Raw genomic sequence first — 20,920 nt, 5'->3', positions numbered from 1 at the left:
CCGGTGCGGCTGGCGCTGGCGAAAAAGCTCGGCGTCCAGCATGTCGTCGACGCGTCCAAGGAAAAGCTGCGCGATGTCATGCCGGCACTCGGCATGACCGAGGGTTTTGATGTCGGCCTCGAAATGTCGGGCGCAGCCCCCGCCTTCCGCGACATGATCGACACCATGAACAACGGCGGCAAGATCGCCATTCTGGGCATCGCCCCGACCGGATTCGAGATCGACTGGAACAAGGTCATCTTCAAGATGCTGCATCTCAAGGGCATCTATGGCCGTGAGATGTTCGAGACCTGGTACAAGATGATCGCGCTGGTGCAGGGGCCGCTGGATGTTTCCGGGCTTATCACGCACCGCATCGGCATCGACGATTTCCAAGCCGGCTTCGATGCGATGCTCAGCGGCAGTTCGGGCAAGGTGGTGATGGACTGGTAGGGCGACGGCCGGCGTGATTTTGCGAAGGTGGTGACGGGACACCACCCTGGCCTGCCGTCGATCTCCCCGCGCGGGAGCATGGCTGGTGCAAACAGTGGCTGCTCCCCAACGTGCGCCGCTCAATGTCGGCGACGTAGGCGGACCAATCGGACGATGCTCGTAGCAATTCGCCCAGATCGGTTAAGGAATGCTCACAGGCCCCATCGTCTGCTTCCCAATGCCTAGGATCGAGGCCGAGGTGTCCTGGGCGTTTCAGGCGGCAAGATGGGATATGTGATCTCCGGTCGCTTTCCGGTCAGCGAATGAAGGTAGGCAACGATCCGATCGATTTCGATTTGGGTCAGCTCTTGGCCAAGCTGGGTGGTGCCCATGATCGCGACCGCCTCTCTCAGGTCCCAGACCTTGCCCGAATGAAAGTATGGCGCGGTGATTGCTACATTGCGCAGCGACGGCACGCGGAAAACATAGGAATCCTCTGGTACGCTGGTGACGGCAAATCGTCCCTTGTCGTTCTCCGGCAGAATGTCGGCGCTAGGCTTCTCAACGAGGCCGAATGGATAATAACCATTCCCACCAAGATTGACACCGGAATGGCAGGACGAGCAGCCCTTTTCGATGAAAAGGGCCAGGCCCTGTTTCGCTTCGGGGCCGATGGCGGTGTCATCGCCATTGAGGTAGGCGTCGAAGGGGGCCGGCGTGACCAGCGTCGCCTCATAATCCGCGAGTGCGGTGGCTAGGTTATCGAAGGTGATGGGTTCGGCCTCCCGCGGGAAAGCTGAACGGAACCACTCCACATATTGCGGCATCGATTTGAACGTCTCGACCACTTGGTGCGATGTGTTGGCCATCTCGGCACCGGCCTGTATCGGCCCTTTGGCCTGAGCTTTCAGGTCTTCGGCGCGACCGTCCCAGAACTGCGATTTGTTGAAGACAGAGTTAAACACCGTCGGCGCGTTGCGCTGCCCCTTCTGCCAACCATGGCCAATCGAAGTTTCACGATTGTCGTCGCCCCCGGTGGCCAGGTTGTGGCACGAGTTGCACGAGAAAACGCCTGAGGACGAGAGGCGTGGATCGAAGAACAGGGCCTTGCCGAGGGCAATCTTCTCCGGCGTGCTCGGGTTGTTGGTGACTTCCGGTATCGATGGCAAGGGCCTGAAGATGGCCAGTGCCGTTTCTCTGAGGTCTGGTGGAATGGACTGCGCAGCAAAAGCCGTGGCTGCGACCAGCGCAACATCTATCGCAGGGAATAGGATTTTCATAGATGGAGTCCTTACGATGTGCACGGAACCCATTCTCCACATGCGGCTTGCGAACGCCCTGCGCTAGATCAGCGGATCGAGAGAATCGTGTCTGCCGTTCAAGCCAATCGAGCGGCGGGAACAGTGACTGCGGTTCATCGCCACGGCGGATTTTAATGGTGGGTGCGCGCAATCGCTGTGTTCGCCTGAGATTTTGGTCGGTTCTGTGGCCTGTCGCCACATGCTGCCGCAACGCCAACCCATACGCGCAAGCTGCCCCATCGAGTGCACGGCTCATGGTCTACAAGCTTTGTACGTCTTCGCCTGCGATTCAAACGGACGGGATCGGGGCTGAACGGCGGATACCGGCGCAGTTATGGAAGGCGATTACCGCGCAGATCAGGTCACGACAGCGTGAAGTGGCGCCATAGACCTCAATGTTGGACGAACAACGAACAATCCTGTGGCGAGATTTGTTGCTTTCATCGGAAATCACCACTAGAAGCGACCGCTCCGCAGACCAATCCACCGGAGAGTTTCATGCCAGAAGAAGACTTTGAAAACGCCAACAACCTCATCGACCTTACCGCGGATGTTGTCTCAGCCTATGTTTCCAACAATCCCGTGCCGGTGGGCGAACTGTCTACCCTGATCGGCCAAGTGCACGAAGCTTTGAAACGCACGGCATCCGGTCGCGTCTCGGCACAAGAGCCGACGGTGTTGACGCCGGCCGTCCCGATCAGGAAATCGGTGACACCGGACTACATTGTCTCCCTTGAGGACGGCAAGAAATTCAAATCGTTAAAGCGTCATCTGGCGACCCATTACGGGCTGACCCCCAACGAATATCGCGCCAAATGGGGTCTGCCATCAGACTATCCCATGGTCGCGTCGAACTACTCGGCTGCGCGCTCTGCGTTGGCCAAGACAATGGGACTCGGCCGCAAACCGAAAGAGCCTGAGGTCTCGACGCCCGAGAAGCGGTCTAGAAAGAAGGTACCAGCGTGACTTCCTCCATCCGGACCCGTTGTGGGGCTGGCGGCTCGATCAGCAAGATGTGAGCGAAACACTCGAAAAGGCGGGATCAAAATCCCGCCTTTTCCCTTGGCACGGTGTGATTACACGCCGCGAAGCGGAATGGAACTGACATAGCGCAGAGACACAGGAGACCGCAGGGGTAAAAGGACCAACTTTTCAGCTTGGGACGGAAACCGTTGCAGACCTCTATCCTGAAAGAATATCGCGAGGCTCTCCTGCCTTGGTACACCATCTATCCGACTGTAGCGGAGTTCACCACCAGCGTCGGGGCCGATAGCTATGAGGAATGGCTAAGAGGTCTGCCGGCTGACGATTCGGTGTCGCTCTATCTCCACGTTCCATTCTGCCAATCGATTTGCTGGTTTTGCGGTTTCCCGACCACGATCGCCCGCAATCAGGGGCCGATCCTCAACTATCTGGACGCTGTGCGTAACGAGATCCGTTTGGTCTCGGAGAAAGTGCAGCAGGAGCTGGTCGTGAACGACGTACATTTCGGTGGTGGAACCCCGACCCTGATCGGGGCAGCCGAGTTCCTGGCCACCATAGAACTCCTGCGCCGCCGCTTCGCATTTAGGGAACCCGCTAGGATCGCCGTCGAAATTGATCCGCGCACCTTCACGGCCGAGATCGCCGAAGCTTTGGGAGCAGCGAACGTGAGCCGCGCGAGTCTGGGGGTGCAGAGCTTCGATCCGATCGTTCAAAAAGCGATCAACCGGGTCCAGAGCGAAGCGCAGACGGCCGCTGCCGTCGAAAAGCTGCGCCGGCATGGCGTAAGCGGCATCAACTTCGATCTCATTTTCGGTCTCCCGCACCAGACGGTAGAGTCCTGCGTCGAGGCTGCGGTGGCGACTGTCGCCATGCGTCCCAACCGGCTTGCGGTGTTCGCCTACTCGCACATTCCATCGGTGATGAAGAATCAGCGTCTGATCGAGAGGACTGCGCTGCCTGACAGCGTCGCCCGCGCCGAACAGGCTGCCGCCGTGGCAGAGACGCTGGTTGCGGCCGGCTACCGTGAGATCGGCCTCGACCATTTCGCCTTGCCGGATGACGAACTTTCGCTGGCGCAGACCAGCGGTCGCCTACGGCGTAACTCGCTGGGTTACTCGGCTGACACCTGCAAAACCCTGATCGGTTTCGGCGCGTCCTCTATCGGGCGGGTCGGCGAGGGTTACGTCCGGAACGAGGTGACACGTGAGTCCTACAGCCGGCACATAGCAGCTGGCCGTCTGGCAACGTCAAAAGGCTACCGGCTGACAGACGAAGACCGCGTGCGAGCCGCCATCATCGAGCGGCTGATGTGCGATTTGCAGGCCGATGTGCCGGCAATCTGTGCGGCGTATGGATTCGATCCAACTCGCCTTCTCGATTCGGCTGCTAGTCGCCTGGTGAAGCTGGCCGAGGATGGGATCGTGGGCATCGAAACCGATTGCATCCGGGTGCGGCATGAGCATCGCTTTGTGGTTCGCGCTGTTGCTGCCGCATTCGATGCTTTTCTCGACCGGGTTGTCCCATAAGCACAGCCAAGCAGCGTGAGGGGGCCAATGCGAGAAGGCCGTGCCAAACGGCCTGCTAGTAAACCGCCGCAGGCCCCCGTCACGGCACCCTGCGCGGTGTTTGACCTTCCCTCGGCAAGGTCCCGCAGCATCACAGTCGTACAACGGTGACTGGTTTTGCGAGATGCGCGCCGGTCGACATCTGTGCATATGAATACCCCCTTTTTGCAGGCAAGAAATTGGTCGGACGAAAGATCGTCACCAGATGCGGATTACGACGAGCTTGAGGGCAGCGAGGCAACTGCGGTCAGCTTCACTAGGTCGACAACGTCCAGGACGGCTTGTCAGCATCAGTTGCTAGCGCTGATCGGGCCGCCGAATGACTCGACGCAGCCGTCCTTTGCCAAACGCATCTCTCGCGAGAGCGCATGGCCGACAGCTCTTGCGCGTTCGGAGGTTGGTGGCCCGATTGGTCGCTTCCGTTCATTAGAAGTCGTGAGAGAGTGGGAAGGGTAAGTGCACTCATCTAAAAGCTAGGTGAGCCACGAGATGCCGGACTCGATGCCGGCGCGGAAGTTGCGCAGCTTGCAATACACTCACTTGCTTTTGACCATGTACTCAATCCTGAGACCGGCTTTCTCGTGGAAGGCCATGTCGCAGACGCCCCCTTCGCCGTGGCCAGCTTGTTGCGCGTGGCGAAGCCGCCATCGGCGCTGCTTGCCGCGCGCTTGACCATAGATGTCGATGTGGCGCTCCAGCATCGGCAGTAAGCGGTCGCTGTCGGCCGGATTGCCTGCTTCGATCACAAGATCAAGGATCATGCCGCTCCTGCCCGTCGTCAGGTTGAGTTTGCGACCGTATTCGGTGGCCGGCTTTGACGATGATGTCGGCATGCTTTTCGAACAGGCTGGCTAGCTTCTCGTTGCCCGGTACCGGCTCCCCGTCCAGCACGCGCCGCTCGCTCTGTCTGATGACGCGTTCGACCCACGGCCGATAGGGATGGGCGGCCGGAACATTCGACCCGAAGTTGATTGCCAAATATCAGCGCCGATTTCCGGACTTCGACGCCAAGATCGTTTCGATGTATGCGCGCGGCATGACGGTTCGCGAGATCCGCGGTCATCTCGAAGAGCTCTATGGCATCGCGGTGTCGCCGGACCTGATCTCGGCCATCACCGACGCCGTCCTGGACGAAGTGGCCGAATGGCAGAACCGGCCGCTCGACATCTGCTATCCACTGGTCTTTTTCGATGCCATCCGGGTCAAGATCAGGGACGAAGGCTTCGTTCGCAAGGCTTCCCCGAGGCGATTAACGCCGTCTTCCCTCAGACTTCCAGACCTGTATCCGTGCATCTGATCCGCCATTCGCTGGAGTTCGTGTCGTGGAAGGACCGCAAGCCCGTCGTGCCGGCGCTCGGCATTCTGCCGAATGGCACCAAGGAGATTCTCGGCATCTGGATCGAGCAGACCGAGGGCGCCAAGTTCTGGCTGAGGGTGATGAACGAGTTGAAGAACCGGGGCGTCGCCGACATTCTCATTGCCGTTGTCGATGGCTTGAAGGGGCTGCGCGCGATCTACCGGGCCAAGGACGCAGAAGCCGGCCTGGCCGCGCTCGATGCGTTCGACGCCGGCTATTGGGGCCAGAGATATCCGGCGATCACGCAGAGCTGGCGGCGCAACTGGCAGCACGTTGTGCCGTTCTTCGCCTTCCCTGAGAGCGTGCGCCGGATCATCTACACCACCAACGCCATCGAGGCGCTGAACTGGAAGCTGCGCCGCGCCGTCCGCACGCGCGGCCATTTCCCCAATGACGACGCGGCAATGAAGCTGCTATATCTGGTTCTGAACCACGCGGCCGAAGAATGGAAACGACCGCCGCGCGAATGGTTCGAGGCCAGGACCCAGTTCGCCGTCGTGTTCGGCGAAAGGTTCGTCAGCCAATGACGAAACCGGCCTCGCGCACAGAATTCCTGACAGTCCCGGTCGCGCCGGTGATTGCGATCAGACGCGCTTCTTGGCTGCACGGCAATGGCCGCGCCATGAGCCGGCACCGAAGACCAGGTATCTGCCCACTTCAGCAGGCGCGCCATCACCCGCACCGCATCCCAAAGCAACCTGCGGTCGCTCGGCTCGTGCATGAGCGCCGCGGTCACGATGCTGTCCAGCCGCAGACCGCGCTCTCTTCCAGCTTTGCCTGCAGCCCGCCGCCCGACGGCAGCGCCCTGTCTCCCAAGTCTCAGATCGAACAGGTAGAGGCTCCGCTAATCTTGGCTGCGGGTCACACACGCCGGTAACCGTTTGCAACAGATCCTTCAACTGAATTTACACAATCTTTGCGGCCGCACAGCGTCGACAATGTTACCTTCACCGCAAGTCTGAGTCTAAGAGAAGGCACGACTACAAACCTGATATACACTCTGACCGCCGCATGGCCCGCCACAGGAAGTCGACAGCAATGAGAAGAAGAGCACTCATCATGGTTGAAGGTGGTGCATGGGGCTGTTCTCAGCTATACGTCCAAGCGGCGCAGCGGCTTGGGCTTCATCCAATTATCCTTTCGGCTGGTGCAACTTGCGACGGCTACCTTGTGAAGGATGCTGAGGCAATTCGCGTTGATACAAGTGATCTCGATTCGCTAATCCGCGAATGTTCCCGGATACGTGCGACCTATGACATTGCTGGCATTGTGGGCGAAGCTGTGGTCTATGTGAAGGTTGGTGAACTCTGCCGGCACTTCGATCTACCAGGACCGAACCCCGCGGCTGTTGCGAGATGCGAAGACAAGTTCGCTCAACGCCAACTCCTTACAGAGGCGGGCGTTCCAATGCCTGCCTATCTCTTGGCAACAAGTGCGAACCGCGTTAAAAGGTATGCTGCAGAGATCGGACTGCCGGTAGTCCTAAAACCAACTGTAAGCGGCGGCAGTATTGGAGTCCGATTATGCCGCGACTTCGACGAGGTAGCCGCGCATACGGCCTATCTGTGGAGCGGGAAGCATACATGGCGGTCCACGCCGAGCATACTGGTCGAAGGGTTCGCACAAGGTCCTTACTATACTGTGGATATAATGGGACATGAGGTCATTGGAATTGGCGCCGGCGAGTTCGGCCCTCCGCCGCATTTTGTCTATAGACAGTTCACCTATCCCGCTCTGCTGACTGATGAGGAGTATGACCGTCTCATCGATGTTTCGTTGAGCTGCTTGCGAGCTCTCGACCTTGGATGGGGACCAACGAACATTGAATTCCGGTGGACAACGGGCGGCCCAGTCGTCATTGAAGTCAATCCGCGTATGGGTGGCACGCCCGATCCCCAACTGGTTCAGCTGGCATACGGTGTTGATCTAGTCACGGAACATATCAAGCTTGTGATTGGCGACGAATGGGATTTGCACAGAAGGCATTCGCACACTGCGGCCGCACGGTTTCTCGTTGCTGATCGCGATGGCGTCCTCGCCTGGATCGGTGGCGACAGTCAAGCAGCAGCTGTGTCAGGTGTCGCCGAGGTCAAATTCTACGTCCAATCCAAGACGCCGATCGTCAGGAAAGGCGACTTCCGAGACACGATCGGACATGTCATAGCCGCTTCACCCAGCCGTGCTCAAACCGAGGCAACACTGCAGCGAGCGGCAGACTTGATCGATTGGTCGATCACACCATTTCCGAACCTTAGTGAATAGGAACAAATCTGCTGCTACTGGTACTCCAGAGCAAATCCGTAGGTAAGAGCTGACGGCCGAAGATTGGTACAACTGTCTGAAAGCGCCAGCGTAGGCGCGTGTTTAATTTACGAGATGGCGCGCGGTCGCCGGGCGAAAAGATAGTAGCATCCTTATGCGCATGCGGGAGACTCGCATGCGCACTGGTCAGACGGAATCCCAATCGGAGGCTCAAAATTCATTTGGATTAATGAATTGGAAGCCTCCAGCTACAAATTCGTGTTCCTTGCGACTTGGTTGATTAAGAAGTGTACCGTTTGCGGGCGCTGGGGCTTGCGCAATCGCACCTGGGAGAATCGGCAGTATTATTCTGGAAGAGTGCATTTCAGAATGCTGAATCCGATTGATGGATGGCGAGCCAGCTGGAATGCTCGCCGTCAAGTGGTGCGGAATAGGATTGGGCGCCCCAATTGTTAGCTCCAGACTATGTCCCTCTCGTACAACATGACCAAATGGATTGAGCAAAGACATCCTCACTTGATATATATCTTTCGACTTAAGCTTTTCACTCCTAGAAAAGGTATGCAAAACTTCTTCTGACTCTTTGTTCTCCTCATTAATTTCTTGAAAGGATACACGATGCAGGCCAGACTGCAGAAAAAGAACAGTACCATCAGGACTGACATCCTTCAGTGTGATAGCTACATCGGCGTCGTCTCCACTATCGATGCTAAGAAACAGGATTATTTCGGGATTCCCGAGCAGAGTCATGTCCTCGACTAGCGGCTCAGTTCGATAGTTTAGTACCCCGTAGGCATAAGGGACGAGCGCAAATTGTTGATCGCTGCCGGTGAGCTCGACTCCAGTTGGATAGAGATATGAACGAACGCCTTCCTTGGGGCTCGACGAGGCTTGTTCGATTGAAAGGCCCCCGTCTGCCGTAAGGAAATAGGGCCGTCGTTGCACCGAAGGTTCTGGCCAAGTAGCGTGGGACGTTGTCCAACCTGCAGTCGCTTTCTTCGGATCGCCCTCGGCCGCGCTGACTTCCCAGAACACCTTTACGGCTGGTTCGCTCTCGATACCATTTCTGACCCCTTTGACCCAGTGGTCTAGAAACTTAATCTGTTCATCCGCGATGAAGGGATAGCCTCTCCAAAACGATGTGGTCCTGTGGCTACCATTGGTCAAAAGCAGTCGTTTGTGTAACAAGTTAGGCACCAATTGGCTGAAGATGCGTGCGCCTTCTCTCGCAGCGCCGCCATCTTCGTCCTGCCACGCGCCTATGATCATCGTTGGTACGTTGATTCGGCCCACGAGTTCAGCACGTGTTACATCGACGCTGTCCCACCATGCATCTTTGAACTTGTGCTCTCGCATGACGTCGAAATATTTGTTCTTGACTAACTGCCGGGCACTTCCGCGGACCTTAGCGCATTCGATATCGCCGCGGCTGATCCGCCATTCCATCCCGAGCGAGTGCATGTTCTGGGTATAGGCTTCCCAAGTCGCCAAATAGGGCTGCAGCATACCACCCATGTAACCCATAGTTTCGAAACCATCGGCGATCGCAGTGGGCACAATGGCTTTCAAGTGAGGAGGCCTCTCCGCAGCGACCCAGAGTTGACTCGATCCCGAATAGGAATTTCCCACCATCCCCACGTTGCCGTCGCTCCAAGACTGCTCAGCGATCCATTCTATGACCTCCGCACCATAAGCCCCGACCACGCGATTTGGGAACCAGTGGTCGACGATACCTTCCGAACACCCTGTAGCGGGCCAGTTTGCGCCGAGGACAGCATAACCAGAATCTAGAAGCGGCTTCGCTTCTTCGAATGGTAGAGCGTCGGCGTTGTAGCAATTGTAAATGAAGATGGTCGGATGCCGGCCGACCCCAGGACGGTAAGAAGCATAAGCGATACGTGTGCTATCTCTCATGGGCACATAAGCTACGTCGCAAATAACTTTAGTTTCCACATAGTTCATGTCGTTCTCCTTTCTCTACGCAAGTTTTTGTCGCTTCAGGGGAGGGTTCATCGTGAGAAGGTTTTCGCAAAGTCAGGACATCGCAAACTCGGAAATGTTGCTCTTCCTAAATACCGGCTGCCGCCCCGTTGTCATGGAGCTCGTTCGGCGAAGACAGCGGTGGCCGCGCTTACGGCGCTGTTTCGCCCCCGATGGGAAAATGGCATCTGAAGTTGTGGTCCCTATCATCCGGGCTTGCTGAAGGCTCGGGGAAGACGCGGCTGCAGATATCCTGTGCGTAACGGCAGCGGGTGTGGAACTCGCAGCCGGCTGGCCGCCTCATCAGGCTCGGCACCTCTCCTTTTAGCTCGATCCTGTTGAGCACTGCATCCGGGTCGGGCTCGGGATTGGCTGCAAGCAACGCCTCGGTATAGGGGTGGCGCGGTTGGTCGAAGATGCGCTCGGTCGAGCCGACCTCGATGAAGCGACCGAGATACATGATAGCCATGCGATCGGTCATATGGCGCACCACGTTGAGATTGTGCGTGATGATCAGAATGGCCATGCCCAGTTCATCCTGAAGCCGCGCGAGAAGATTGAGGACTTCGCCCTGGACCGAAACATCGAGGCCTGCGGTCGGCTCATCGGCAATAATCAAGACTGGATTCAGCGCAAGAGCACGCGCGATGCCGATGCGCCTGGCCTGACCACCGGACAGCTGATGGGGATAGCGACGAGCAAAATCTGCCGGCAAGCCAACCATCCGAAGCAGGCGCTCCGCCTCACCGCCGGCATCGCGCTCCTTCACACCATGGATGCGAAAGGGCTCTGTGAGAAGCGATCGCACCGTCAGCCTCGGCGAGAGTGAGCCGACGGGATCCTGGAACATCATCGCCATGCGCCGCAAGTAGGGCTTGCGTTCGGTCCCGCTGATCTCTTCAATTGCCTGTCCGTCGAAATTGATGCTGCCGCTCACAGCCCGCTGCAAGCCGATTATCGTGCGTGCGATGGTGGATTTGCCTGAGCCGCTTTCACCGACAAGGGCAAGTGTCTCGCCCTTGCGGATTTCGAAGGACACACCGCATACTGCGTCGATGAAAGGGGCTTTCGTCCCGGCAGCAAGCGCCTTCAGCGGACCCATGGTGCGGAAGCGGACCCGCAGGTCCTGAACGCGGAGCAGCGCGCTCATGCCGAAACCAGCCTCTCTTTGTCGAGGAGATGGCATCGGGCGACTTGGTTCACGCCGATGCTATACTCTACCGGGTTCTCTTGGGCACAGCGGTCGGACGCATGTCGGCAACGTGTGCAAAAGATGCATCCCGTCTTGCTGCCGAGGAGACTCGGCACCTCACCCGGAATGGTGCGCAAAGTGCGCGTGCTTTTCTTGATCCGCCCGGGATCGCACTCAAGTAGCGCGCGCGTGTAGGGGTGAGCAGGATTGTGGAAAATGTCCCGAACGGCGCCCTGCTCCACCACTTCGCCAGCATACATGACGGCTACCCGGTCACACAACTCAGCTACAGCTCCGAGGTGATGGGAGACGAACAGAATCGAGCAGCCGATCTCCTTTTGCAGATCCTTGAGCAAATGAATGATCTGCACTTCCAAGGTGGCATCAAGCGCGGTGGTTGGCTCGTCGGCGACGAGGAGCGCCGGCTTCACCAGCAGCGCCATGGCAATGCAGACGCGCTGACGCATGCCGCCAGAGAAGTGATGCGGGTAGGCGCCGATACGGCTTTGGGGATCGGGAATTCCGACCCGGTGAAGCATCTCGAGGGCACGAGCGCGCTTTTCGTTGCGGCTTCCTTGTTCGTGGTGCTGAATATCGATCATCTGGCTTTCGATGGTCCGCACCGGATTGAGTGAGGTCATCGGGTCCTGAAAGATCATCGAGAGACGATCGCCGAGCAAGTTCCGGCGCGCCTGAGCGGGCATTTTGAGCAGGTCTTTACCCTCAAACAGGATACTGCCGGCGGTCACATCTGCATTTTCAGAAAGGAGGCCCATTACTGTATATGCGAGCGTTGATTTTCCAGATCCACTCTCGCCGACAATGCCAACCACTTGTGCGGCCGGAACGTCGATAGAAACGTTACGCAGCGCGTGGATGCGCCCACGCGGCGTACCGAAATCGAGACTTAGGTCACGGACTTCAAGAAGCGGGCGACTGAATGAGAGCGGCGGTCTCGAATCGTCGCGTCTCATAGGTCTTTCCGCAGCTTGGGATCGAAGATGTCGCGTAGCGCCTCACCCAAGAACGTGAATCCAAGCGTCGCGAGGACGATCGGAACGCCGCCTGCAAACGCAAGCCAGGGCGTCTGATCGATGTAGCTATAGCCATCGTTGAGGATAGCTCCCCAATCGGGCGTTGGCGGTCGCACGCCCATTCCGAGGAAGCTGAGACCCGCCTCTACGGCAATGACGGCGGGCACGTCCATGCTTACCAAAATGAGAAGCGGTCCGAGAACATTAGGGAGGATGTGCACGGCCAGAATACGTGTTGTGCCAGCCCCCATGCTACGCTCTGCGGCGATATATTCACTGCTACGCAGCGCTTCTGTCTGCGTACGCACGACACGCGCGTAAATGGGCATGGACGTTATTGCAATGACGAGAATGACACTCGCTAGGCTTGGTCCCAGAAGTGCGATCAAGGCCAGCGCGAAAATGATACTTGGGAAGGAGCGGATCGTATCGAAGGAAAGCAGAAGCAAATTGTCAAGCCAGCGCGGACCGAAGCCCGCGATCAAGCCAAGGACTAGCCCGACTACCAGTGAACTGCCGAGAGAGGCGAAAGCCACGAAGAGGGGAATGCGGCTGCCCATGATAGTGCGAGAAAACGTATCGCGGCCCAGTTGGTCCGTGCCCAGCAGAAGATCCAGCGACGGTGCGGCCAGACGCGGTCCGACCATAATTCGGGCCGGATCATGCGTGACAATCAGCGGAGCGAAGATCGCAATTGCTGCTGTAAGCGCGACAAGCACTGCTCCGAGCATGCCCAGACGGTTCTTGCGAAATTGCCCCCAAAAGGTGCGAAAGGCGCCGACAGTCGTGGCATCGTTGGCTTCGCGACGGATGGCTTCGACGCTTACCATGTCAGAGCTTTTCCCTGGTTCGCGGATCGAGCAATGCGTTGATCACATCGGAGAGCGTCGTGGCGGCAACGATAAGAAACGTTGTGACAAATACCACACCCATCACAATCGGATAGTTGCGCGTATTGACCGCATTCACGATCAAAGCACCAATGCCAGGTCTGGCAAAAACCACTTCGATGAAAACCGCGGACGAAAGCAGCCAGGCGATGCCCACCCCAAGTATGGTCACGGTCGGCAGGATCGCCAGCGGTAGCGCGTAGCGCGCAACGATGCGCCATTCCGAGATCCCGAAGGAGCGGGCCATGCGTATGTGATTTTCGCCGAGGACCTCAAGCATGGATGCCCGTACCAGCCGGGAGATGTAGCCGACCCAGCCAATCCCTATGGCGAAAGCTGGGAGGATGAGATGGACAAGTCCATCCCAGAGGCCATTGCCGGCTCCGATCGCTGGCAACCAGCGTAGGGTCACGGCAAAAATCAGCAGCGCATAGACTGCCATTACGAAGGAGGGAATTGCGATCGTGGCCACCGTCACGACGCCGGCCACCTGGTCCACCAGGGAGTTTCGCCGCATCGCCGAGTAGCAGCCGAGCGGCACGGCTATCACGACCGCCCAGAAAATCGAGATCAAAATCAGTTCTAATGTAAAAGGCAGTTGCTCGAAAACAATTTCTGCTACAGGTCTCTGACTGAACACGTCAAAGCCGAGATTGCCATGGAGCAGCCCACCGAAGAACGTGACAATCTGCACAACGAGTGGCTTGTCGAGTCCCATCTGCTGATGAAGCTGCGCTTTCATTTCGAGCGTCGCCCGCGGGCCAAGCATAACCGCGGCAGGATCGCCGGGCACTGCCCTGATCATAAGGAATAGTAGCGTCACCGCGATCGCAATTATTGCGATCGCGAGGACGATACGTTTGAGGAGGTACAGCCACATATTTTCTAAGCCGCCCGGACCTAAACCGGCTTGAACTCGAGGAACAGTGGGTACCCGTCCGGACGAGTTGCTGCCTGCGTCTGCGCGGTGCGATACATCACTGGATTGCCTCCATATGTTAGGAACCGGTAGGCGCCAGATTCCTCCATGAGGGCCTGCATGTCATAGTAAAGCTTCGCCCGCTCGTCCGGATCGCTGACCGTGACCGCCTTTGCGCTGAGCTCGTCAAAACGCTCGCTACGGAAGCGTTCCCAGTTCCAAACGCCCACTTGAGCTTGCACGAACCAGGATGTTGCGTAATACGGATCGGGCACGCTGGAGAAGCCCATGACGCTAAGCTGCATCTCCTTCCAGCGATCGCCTTCCGATTCCATGCCGAGTGTCCAGAACGAGCCGGAATCCTGGACATTGACCTCGACCGTGATACCGATCTGAGATAATTGCGCCTGCACAGTCTGGGCTATGGTCGAAGAAGAGCTCTCGTTCAGGCAATCGATGGTTAAGGTTAGATCGCTCACGCCAGCCTTTTCCAAGAACTCCTTGGCCTTTTCCAGATCGCCTTCCGGTGGGACTAGCGCCTTCTCGCGGTGGCCCAGAATACCTGGAGGAATGGTGCCTGTCGCGACCTCCGCCTGTCCGGCATACGCGGCATCCAGGATCTGCGGCACATTGATCGCCCACTGGATCGCTTTGCGGACATTGATGTCCTTCAGCTTTGGATGATCGATATTCATGCCGATCCAGTAGTAATAGAGCGAGGGATGTTCCTCGACTTTGGTATCGGCGGGCGGATTGCTCTTGAATGTCGCGAGCGAATCCAGACTAATACGAGTGAAATCGGTGTCGCCTGCCTGATAGGCGCGTTCCGCTGTCTTGTCGTCGTTGATTGGAACGATGCGGATTTCGTCAAAGCCCGGCTTTGGCCCCGACCAGTCCGGGTTGCGCGTCAAAAGTACATTCTGGTTTTGTTTAAAATCGGCGAGCACATATGGCCCTGAGAAAGCCGGCGGCTTCATGCCGAAACTACTGCCATCACCGGTTGCCTTCATCACCGCATCCTCGGAAACGATATGGCCAACCCCATAAGGGAAAGCGACGTTCCAGACCGGCACGAAGGGCGTCTTGAATACGACAACGCCAGTATAGTCATCTTCGATCTCAACATGATCGAGCGGCCCCCAATCGGGCTTTTGCGGGGAATTGTGCTTGATCACGCGCTCGAAAGAGAACTTGACGTCCTTGGCGGTTATCTCGCCATGGCCGCCAGTAAATTTGACCCCCCTCTTGAGATGGAAGCGGATATGGGTGGGATCGACCTGCTCGATTTTTTCTGCCGCCTCCAATTCCCAGCCCCATTCGGAGCCCGGCTTGTAGCGCGTGAGCTTCGAATAGATGCAGGCCATAACGTCGATTTCGTTGCTACCCGTGTAAAAGCCCGGATCGAGCGTTGTGAGGTCCTGAAGGCCGCGCGCCTTGAGCACCTTGCCCTCGGCCGCCCAGATGGCCTGCGACAATGGCATCCCGGCGATGAGACCCCCACCGAGCGCGGCGCCGGTCTTAAGAAAAGCCCTTCTGCTCACATTGCATGCGGTGTTATTCAAGACTGCTCCTCCCTTACTTGAGCCTTTTTCTTCGCGGAAAAGGCCGTTTTCGGACTGCTTAATCCAGCACGCCAGGCGAGATCGCGAGCCGCACTTCTACAGGCCGTCAGCGCGGGCCGCGTCTGCTACTATCGCTGCCAAACAGGTTCCCATAACTGGAAGTATACCAACGGACGATATTTAACTAACGAATATAATTCGAGGCTGACATCGGCTTTCTCGATGTTATTGCGGTGATCACTGCGGTCCAAAGGCAAGGGACGATCGCTTGTGAAGCGCTCCTGGTTTTCAGGAGGCCGTGTCGTTTGAGTCACGCTGCCCTGCTGTTGGATCCGATGGCTCCAGCAGCCGGCGATGGCAACGAAGGGCTCCGCCAAGTCAAAAACAGCTCTTACAAAATAATCGGTGGAACTGGAGCGCAGCGCCTCACTAGGGGAATCAATTTTAGGGCATGGGAGAGAAAGAACAACGCGATGACGAAGCTGGCGATAGCCGCTGCAGTCGGCCCAAGCTTCGTGAATTGCTGTGTTTCGGTCAACAGGGAAGAACTGATAACCGCATCTGCTGCAGAAACTGAGAGGGCTGGGACCGGCTCTCTTCACTTGCAAACGGCGGCAGGCAGAGGTCGTGGTGGCGCCCGATCCGCGCTGATGCTGGGCACAAGGCCCTGATCCCTATCACCAGTCTGCGCGATCGGGNCGAGCCGCTGACGCGCCTGTTCATGGCCTCAACGCTGCTGTCGCCGCAACAGGCGATCGAACTCACCAGAGCGCATTGGCAGATCGAGAACGCACTGCATTGGATGCTTGACGTTCATCTGCACGAAGACCTCAGCCGTGCCCGCAAGGGCAATGCCCCCCGCCAACACCGCCCCCATCAACCGCATTGCCAGAAATATCCTTCAGGCCGCCGATATCGACAAAGTCCCCATTGCATTAAGAAATGCACCTGGAATGAGGACTATCTCATACAGGCAATCGCTCATATGCGATGGCCCTGGGCTCTTGCCGGCAGAAGCAGAAAAAGATCAGCCAGCTTTGCTGAGACTGCCTGCTGAGGACTTGCCGGTACGGCGATCCTGTTCGACCTCGTAGTTGATCTTCTGGCCCTCATTAAGGGTCGAAAGGCCCGCTCGTTCAACAGCGGAAATATGGACGAAAACGTCCTGACCTCCGTTGTCAGGCTGGATAAAACCGAATCCCTTGGTGCTGTTGAACCACTTCACCGTTCCAGTCGCCATAACGTATTCCTTTAATCATTAATGTAGACAGGCTATAAGCCAGGTCCGCTTCATATCCGAGATTTTAGGGACAGCAAAAGCGAAAATAGCAAAATCCCCGGTCAAATCGTAAATCGGCTCGAGAGCTCCATCATGACCGCCTGTCACGGAAGCGTCTCCCGCGCTGGCGCTCCGAATGGCAAACATAAGTTCTGCAACGCTCCGGTAACTTCAAGAACCGTGTCTATCGCCGGTTCGGAGCCGTGTGAGGGGACCTCCGATCGGCCGATGTTAGCAAGAGCAAGCAACTACGCGCGCGCTAACGTCACCATGTTCGCGCCCCTTTACGAAGGGTATTGCACCTAGCAACCGCTTTAACGTGAAGCGCTCCCCGTCGGCGGTGTCTGACGTCGGACAATGTCAGAGGTACGCAACACAGATTCCGGTGGATCGCATCGCCGAAACGGCTTTCCTCATCTGGCACGGCTCGTGCGCGGTTCATGCAAACGCGCAGGAGAGTCGTCCCATGATCCCCAAACAGAAAAATGCCGCCCCACCTTTCGCCGACCTACTCAAAATTCACACCCGGGCGGGGCCTAGCAGCATTGTCAGGGCTCGTCTGGACCGGCGCTGCCCACCGATCCGCCTTCTCCCCGTGAGGGCGCCAGGGACGCAGCACCCTGAAAATGACGGACAACTCACTCCCGTTCAAGCCTTGTCCATCGCCCCGTCACCAAAACCGAAGCGACCTTTTGTCTGTCTGCGGGGCGCACTCTTTGCGACCGCGATGGCATTTCTGACGACCGAGCCTGCGGCGGCCGCCAATGGCATCAAGGCAACGAATTTCCTGCTCGACAATGGCATGGAGGTTGTCGTCATACCCGATCACCGCGCGCCCATCGTCAAACATATGCTGTGGTACAAGGTCGGCAGCGCCGACGAGCCTCCGGGCAAATCCGGCATCGCGCATTTCTTCGAGCATCTGATGTTCAAAGAGACGGCCAATCACGGCGCGGGCGAGTTGCACCGCGCGGTGGCCGAGATCGGCGGTTCGCAAAACGCCTTCACCTCCTACGATTACACCGCCTTCTTTGAAACGGTGCCGCCCTCGGCATTGGAACAGATGATGGGTTTCGAGGCTGATCGCATGCGCAATCTCACCCTCACAGATGACGTCATCGAGACCGAGCGGGACGTGGTCCGCGAGGAGCGTCGCCTGAGGGTCGACAACAATCCGCAGGCGCTTCTCGATGAGGAGGTCGTCACGACGCTTTGGCAGAGCCAACCTTACCGCATCCCGGTGATCGGCTGGATGCACGAGATCGAGAAGTTGAATCGCAGCGACGCCGTCACGTTTTATTACAAATACTACTGGCCTAACAATGCCGTGCTGGTGGTGGCGGGCGATGTCGAACCGGAGAGCGTGAGGGCGCTTGCCGAGAGGACTTATGGCAAGCTCCCGCGTGGACCTGAGCTGCCGCCGCGTGAGCGCGCCTCTGAGCCGGTGCAGAACACCAAGCGCGTATTGACGCTGAGCGACGACCGAGTTTTGGTCCCCCTCTTCTCCAGACATTGGGTGGTGCCGTCCTATCGCACCGCCGAGCCTGGCGAAGCCGAGGCGCTGGACCTCCTGGCGGAGATCCTCGGCGGCGGCAACCGAAGCCGGCTTTACCAGGAGCTCGTTGTCGAGCAAGGCATAGCCGCCACGGCCTACGCTGATTTCCAGGGCAACATGCTGGATGCTGGCAAGTTCAGCATTCGAGGCTGGCCGCGCGGCGACGCCGAGCTTGCGGATGTCGAGGCTGGCGTCGACGCCGAGATAGCGCGCATCGCCAGCAACGGCGTCACCAGCGACGAACTGGAGCAGACGAAAAACCGCTATATCCGCTCGTTCATCTTCGCCCGTGACGAGCAGGGCTCCGTCGCCGGCATGTATGGCGCCACGCTTGCCACAGGCGGCAATGTGCAAGACCTCGAGGAATGGCCGGACCGGATCCGCAAGGTCACCGCCGATCAGGTTAAGGCCGTGGCCGCCCGCTACCTCTTGTCTGACCATTCGACCACCGGCTATCTCCTGCCCAAGGAAAATTGATATGATGACGAACGTCTACCGCAGGGCCATTCCAAAAGCATTGCCCTCTCCTTTCAGACAGGGCTGGCGCCTCGCCTCTTCGCTGGCTGTGCTGTGCCTTGCTATTTTGTTCCTCGTCCTCCCGGCACTTACCGCGCGGGCTGCCCTGAACATCCAGGACGTGAAATCTGAACAGGGGATTACCGCCTGGCTGGTGGAAGACCATACGCTGCCGTTCGTCACGCTCCAGTTCGTGTTTGACGGTGGGACCAGCCAGGACCCGGCCGGTAAGGAGGGGCTAGCCAATTTGATGACCGGCTTGTTCGACGAGGGCGCAGGCGATTACGGCGGCGACTCCTTTCAGGTGCGGCTCGATGATGCCGGCGCTGAGATGGGCTTCCACGCGGGGCGTGATGGCATCCATGGCTCGGTGCGCATGCTTTCCCTGCGCCAGGACGCCGCTTTCGATCTCATCAGGCTCGCGTTGAACAGGCCCCGCTTCGATCAGGAACCCTTTGATCGAATCCGCGCTCAGCTTCTCTCCGGCATCATCGCCAACGAGCGCGAACCTCACGCTATCGGCGAGGATGCCTGGCGGCGCAGTATCTATGGCACGCACCCGTATTCGAGGCCGCCCGAGGGCACCAAGGAAAGCCTGACCCGCATTACGCCCACCGATCTAAGCGCCTTCCACAAGGCCGCTTTCGCCCGCGGCGGGCTGCACGTCGCGGTCGTGGGCGACATAGATGCCAAGTCCCTGAGCGCAAGGCTCGACGAGTTGTTCGGCGATTTGCCCCCGAACCAGACGCTTGCGCCGGTGCCTGATGTCACGCCGAAGCTCGGCCGGTTGACCTGGGTCGCATACGCCCTGCCCCAGACTTCGCTCCGGCTGGCTTTTCCCGGCATCGGGCGCACCGAGCCGGAATTCTATGCTGCGCAGCTGATAAACGATATATTGGGTGGGTCATCTACCTCACGGCTGTACCGGGAAGTACGCGAACAGCGTGGCCTTGCCTATGGTGTCTCCTCTAGCTTGGGAAGCCACCAGCATTCCAACACGCTTGTCGTGGCCACATCGACGCGCGCCGACAAGGCGGCCGAGACGCTCGGCCTGATAAGACAGATAATCAAGGAGCTGGCGGACACGGGCCCAACAGCGGCCGAGCTCGATGCGAGCAAGAAGCATCTGATCGGCGCCTTTACTATCGACCATCTGGGTTCCTCCAGATCTATTTCAGCCACGCTTCTCGCGTTGCAACTTGACAAGCGCGGCATAGACTACATTCAACGGCGCCAGGCCCTCATCCAACAAGTGACGATCGACCAGGTCAGGGCGGCGGCGAAGAAAATGCTTTCGGCCGAGCCCGCCATTTTGGGCATTGGCCCGGGGCTTGCCCCAGCCCCGTGACGACCAGCAGTCTCGCGCTCTACCAGGGTCCGCGCTGATCGTCTTCGGAACTGCGTAAATGCCGATTGGCTAACCATTGGCAAGCAAGGGATTCCAACTTTCCCGTAAGACGCGAAGTTGGGATCTCTGTTTACGTGGGAGCCGGTCGGGAGATCGAAGGAGCTCTTGGCAGGGAAAAGAAGTAGCCCAATGAGCGTCAGCGTTTGCGCCCAGGCAAAGGGCCGAGACACGGGCCGGCTGCAATGACAAGATCGGTCAAGACGGCAGCCGGCGAAGTGCCACACGCAGATGGCGGGACACGGGACTCCACGGCCCCCGACGAGAAGTGCTGTTTTCCAACTCGGGATCGTCACCTGCTGTGGCCGAAGCGCACCCTTGCGGTTCGGTGTCCGTAAGGATCGCGCTCGCCCGCCGTCCCACAGCCCCACAACCATGGCAGTTCGTTTCGTTGGGTATTTATGGGCCTTTATTGTATGAAAGCCGCTTCTCTCACTCGTTCAAGGTCATGTGCGATGCAGGCCAGTGCTCTGTTCGCACAAACCACGATGGCGCCGGCTTCCGTTCGGAGTCGCCACTTTACTAGTTACTAGGGCCGGTGGACCGATCGATCTTTCCACACGAGCCTCAAACGGTGCCGATGAGAAGCTTGGAGGAACCGTGCAGAGCAACTTTTGGAAGGAAGCTCCGACCCCAGTTATTGCTCAGTGATTTATGATGTCCAACCTCACCTTCGCATTGACCCGAGGACTCCGATCTTGATCCGCA

15 protein-coding genes and 3 pseudogenes are annotated in these 20,920 nt (G+C 58.2%); 8 read left to right on the top strand and 10 right to left on the bottom strand.

The window, feature by feature from the left end; all coding sequences use genetic code 11:
• On the top strand, positions 1-432 hold a 432-nt coding region (locus M729_RS0129170), incomplete at its 5' end, for a zinc-binding dehydrogenase (protein WP_027163649.1).
• A 221-nt stretch (positions 433-653) separates the two neighbouring features.
• On the opposite strand, the gene M729_RS0129165 is transcribed toward M729_RS0129170, so the two are convergent.
• A complete protein-coding gene (locus M729_RS0129165; protein ID WP_027163648.1) occupies positions 654-1,691 on the bottom strand; it encodes a cytochrome-c peroxidase in 1,038 nt (345 codons plus the stop codon).
• A gap of 519 nt (positions 1,692-2,210) precedes the next feature.
• Between M729_RS0129165 and M729_RS0129160 the strand changes: the two genes are divergently transcribed.
• Both M729_RS0129160 and hemN read left to right on the top strand, forming a co-directional pair.
• Positions 2,211-2,678: a MucR family transcriptional regulator gene (locus tag M729_RS0129160; RefSeq protein ID WP_027163647.1), complete on the top strand. Its 468-nt coding sequence runs from the start codon at positions 2,211-2,213 to the stop codon at positions 2,676-2,678.
• Positions 2,679-2,884: 206 nt separating this feature from the next.
• On the top strand, positions 2,885-4,222 hold the full coding sequence (gene hemN / locus M729_RS0129155; RefSeq protein ID WP_027163646.1) for an oxygen-independent coproporphyrinogen III oxidase: 1,338 nt from the start codon (positions 2,885-2,887) through the stop codon (positions 4,220-4,222).
• Between the two features lie 578 nt (positions 4,223-4,800).
• Here the strand turns inward: hemN and M729_RS01000000136145 are convergent.
• Positions 4,801-5,197, bottom strand: a pseudogene (locus M729_RS01000000136145) (transposase); the annotation flags it as partial.
• Between the two features lie 10 nt (positions 5,198-5,207).
• Here M729_RS01000000136145 and M729_RS1000000139530 point away from each other — a divergent pair.
• Positions 5,208-6,142, top strand: a pseudogene (locus M729_RS1000000139530) (transposase); the annotation flags it as partial.
• A 66-nt stretch (positions 6,143-6,208) separates the two neighbouring features.
• Here the strand turns inward: M729_RS1000000139530 and M729_RS1000000138645 are convergent.
• Positions 6,209-6,428, bottom strand: a pseudogene (locus M729_RS1000000138645) (ISNCY family transposase); the annotation flags it as partial.
• 228 nt (positions 6,429-6,656) lie between these two features.
• On the opposite strand from M729_RS1000000138645, the gene M729_RS0129135 reads away from it, so the two are divergent.
• Positions 6,657-7,880 (top strand): acetyl-CoA carboxylase biotin carboxylase subunit family protein, encoded by a 1,224-nt coding sequence (locus tag M729_RS0129135; protein WP_027163643.1) that lies wholly within the window; start codon positions 6,657-6,659, stop codon positions 7,878-7,880.
• Positions 7,881-8,090: 210 nt separating this feature from the next.
• Here M729_RS0129135 and M729_RS01000000136130 read toward each other — a convergent pair whose 3' ends face one another.
• The 6 genes from M729_RS01000000136130 to M729_RS0129105 all read right to left on the bottom strand — a co-directional run bounded on the left by M729_RS01000000136130 (position 8,091) and on the right by M729_RS0129105 (position 15,457).
• A complete protein-coding gene (locus M729_RS01000000136130; protein WP_032809535.1) occupies positions 8,091-9,842 on the bottom strand; it encodes a CocE/NonD family hydrolase in 1,752 nt (583 codons plus the stop codon).
• Between the two features lie 169 nt (positions 9,843-10,011).
• Positions 10,012-11,010 (bottom strand): ABC transporter ATP-binding protein, encoded by a 999-nt coding sequence (locus M729_RS01000000136125; RefSeq protein ID WP_032809533.1) that lies wholly within the window; start codon positions 11,008-11,010, stop codon positions 10,012-10,014.
• Positions 11,007-12,026: an ABC transporter ATP-binding protein gene (locus M729_RS0129120; RefSeq protein ID WP_027163642.1), complete on the bottom strand. Its 1,020-nt coding sequence runs from the start codon at positions 12,024-12,026 to the stop codon at positions 11,007-11,009. The genes M729_RS01000000136125 and M729_RS0129120 overlap by 4 nt, the downstream gene beginning before the upstream one ends.
• Positions 12,023-12,916 carry an ABC transporter permease gene (locus tag M729_RS0129115; protein ID WP_027163641.1) on the bottom strand — a complete coding sequence of 298 codons (894 nt, stop codon included), beginning with the start codon at positions 12,914-12,916 and terminating at the stop codon, positions 12,023-12,025. Before M729_RS0129115 ends, M729_RS0129120 begins: the two co-directional genes overlap by 4 nt.
• 1 nt (position 12,917) lies before the next feature.
• Complete coding sequence (locus M729_RS0129110) at positions 12,918-13,856, bottom strand: ABC transporter permease (protein ID WP_027163640.1); 939 nt, start codon at positions 13,854-13,856, stop codon at positions 12,918-12,920.
• A 20-nt stretch (positions 13,857-13,876) separates the two neighbouring features.
• The gene (locus M729_RS0129105; protein WP_027163639.1) at positions 13,877-15,457 is read right to left on the bottom strand and encodes an ABC transporter substrate-binding protein; all 1,581 of its coding nucleotides are present in this window, start codon (positions 15,455-15,457) and stop codon (positions 13,877-13,879) included.
• Positions 15,458-16,178: 721 nt separating this feature from the next.
• Here M729_RS0129105 and M729_RS1000000138010 point away from each other — a divergent pair.
• Complete coding sequence (locus M729_RS1000000138010) at positions 16,179-16,514, top strand: transposase (RefSeq protein WP_084652757.1); 336 nt, start codon at positions 16,179-16,181, stop codon at positions 16,512-16,514.
• On the opposite strand, the gene M729_RS0129095 is transcribed toward M729_RS1000000138010, so the two are convergent.
• A complete protein-coding gene (locus M729_RS0129095) occupies positions 16,485-16,697 on the bottom strand; it encodes a cold-shock protein (protein WP_008874821.1) in 213 nt (70 codons plus the stop codon). The two genes, M729_RS1000000138010 and M729_RS0129095, sit on opposite strands and share 30 nt — an antisense overlap.
• A 766-nt stretch (positions 16,698-17,463) precedes the next feature.
• Between M729_RS0129095 and M729_RS0129085 the strand changes: the two genes are divergently transcribed.
• Entirely contained in the window at positions 17,464-18,768 is a 1,305-nt protein-coding gene (locus M729_RS0129085; protein WP_050596375.1) for a pitrilysin family protein, read from the top strand.
• 1 nt (position 18,769) lies between these two features.
• Positions 18,770-20,155 carry a pitrilysin family protein gene (locus M729_RS0129080; RefSeq protein ID WP_084652756.1) on the top strand — a complete coding sequence of 462 codons (1,386 nt, stop codon included), beginning with the start codon at positions 18,770-18,772 and terminating at the stop codon, positions 20,153-20,155.
• The last annotated feature ends 765 nt before the right edge of the window (positions 20,156-20,920 follow it).

Source organism: Mesorhizobium sp. WSM1293 (assembly GCF_000513875.1).
Taxonomy (GTDB): Bacteria; Pseudomonadota; Alphaproteobacteria; order Rhizobiales; family Rhizobiaceae; genus Mesorhizobium; species Mesorhizobium ciceri.
Note: the sequence above shows the minus strand (reverse complement) of the source record. Positions and strands in the feature narration are given on the sequence as shown.

What these genes read in the sequence shown, in the direction of transcription:
- M729_RS0129110 (WP_027163640.1), bottom strand. Translation starts at nt 13,856, where the DNA reads ATGTGGCTGTACCTCCTCAAACGTATCGTCCTCGCGATCGCAATAATT.
- M729_RS0129115 (WP_027163641.1), bottom strand. Translation starts at nt 12,916, where the DNA reads ATGGTAAGCGTCGAAGCCATCCGTCGCGAAGCCAACGATGCCACGACT.
- M729_RS0129080 (WP_084652756.1), top strand. Translation starts at nt 18,770, where the DNA reads ATGATGACGAACGTCTACCGCAGGGCCATTCCAAAAGCATTGCCCTCT.
- M729_RS01000000136130 (WP_032809535.1), bottom strand. Translation starts at nt 9,842, where the DNA reads ATGAACTATGTGGAAACTAAAGTTATTTGCGACGTAGCTTATGTGCCC.
- M729_RS1000000138010 (WP_084652757.1), top strand. Translation starts at nt 16,179, where the DNA reads ATGGCCTCAACGCTGCTGTCGCCGCAACAGGCGATCGAACTCACCAGA.
- M729_RS0129165 (WP_027163648.1), bottom strand. Translation starts at nt 1,691, where the DNA reads ATGAAAATCCTATTCCCTGCGATAGATGTTGCGCTGGTCGCAGCCACG.
- M729_RS0129135 (WP_027163643.1), top strand. Translation starts at nt 6,657, where the DNA reads ATGAGAAGAAGAGCACTCATCATGGTTGAAGGTGGTGCATGGGGCTGT.
- M729_RS0129120 (WP_027163642.1), bottom strand. Translation starts at nt 12,026, where the DNA reads ATGAGACGCGACGATTCGAGACCGCCGCTCTCATTCAGTCGCCCGCTT.
- M729_RS0129095 (WP_008874821.1), bottom strand. Translation starts at nt 16,697, where the DNA reads ATGGCGACTGGAACGGTGAAGTGGTTCAACAGCACCAAGGGATTCGGT.
- M729_RS0129160 (WP_027163647.1), top strand. Translation starts at nt 2,211, where the DNA reads ATGCCAGAAGAAGACTTTGAAAACGCCAACAACCTCATCGACCTTACC.
- M729_RS01000000136125 (WP_032809533.1), bottom strand. Translation starts at nt 11,010, where the DNA reads ATGAGCGCGCTGCTCCGCGTTCAGGACCTGCGGGTCCGCTTCCGCACC.
- M729_RS0129085 (WP_050596375.1), top strand. Translation starts at nt 17,464, where the DNA reads ATGGCATTTCTGACGACCGAGCCTGCGGCGGCCGCCAATGGCATCAAG.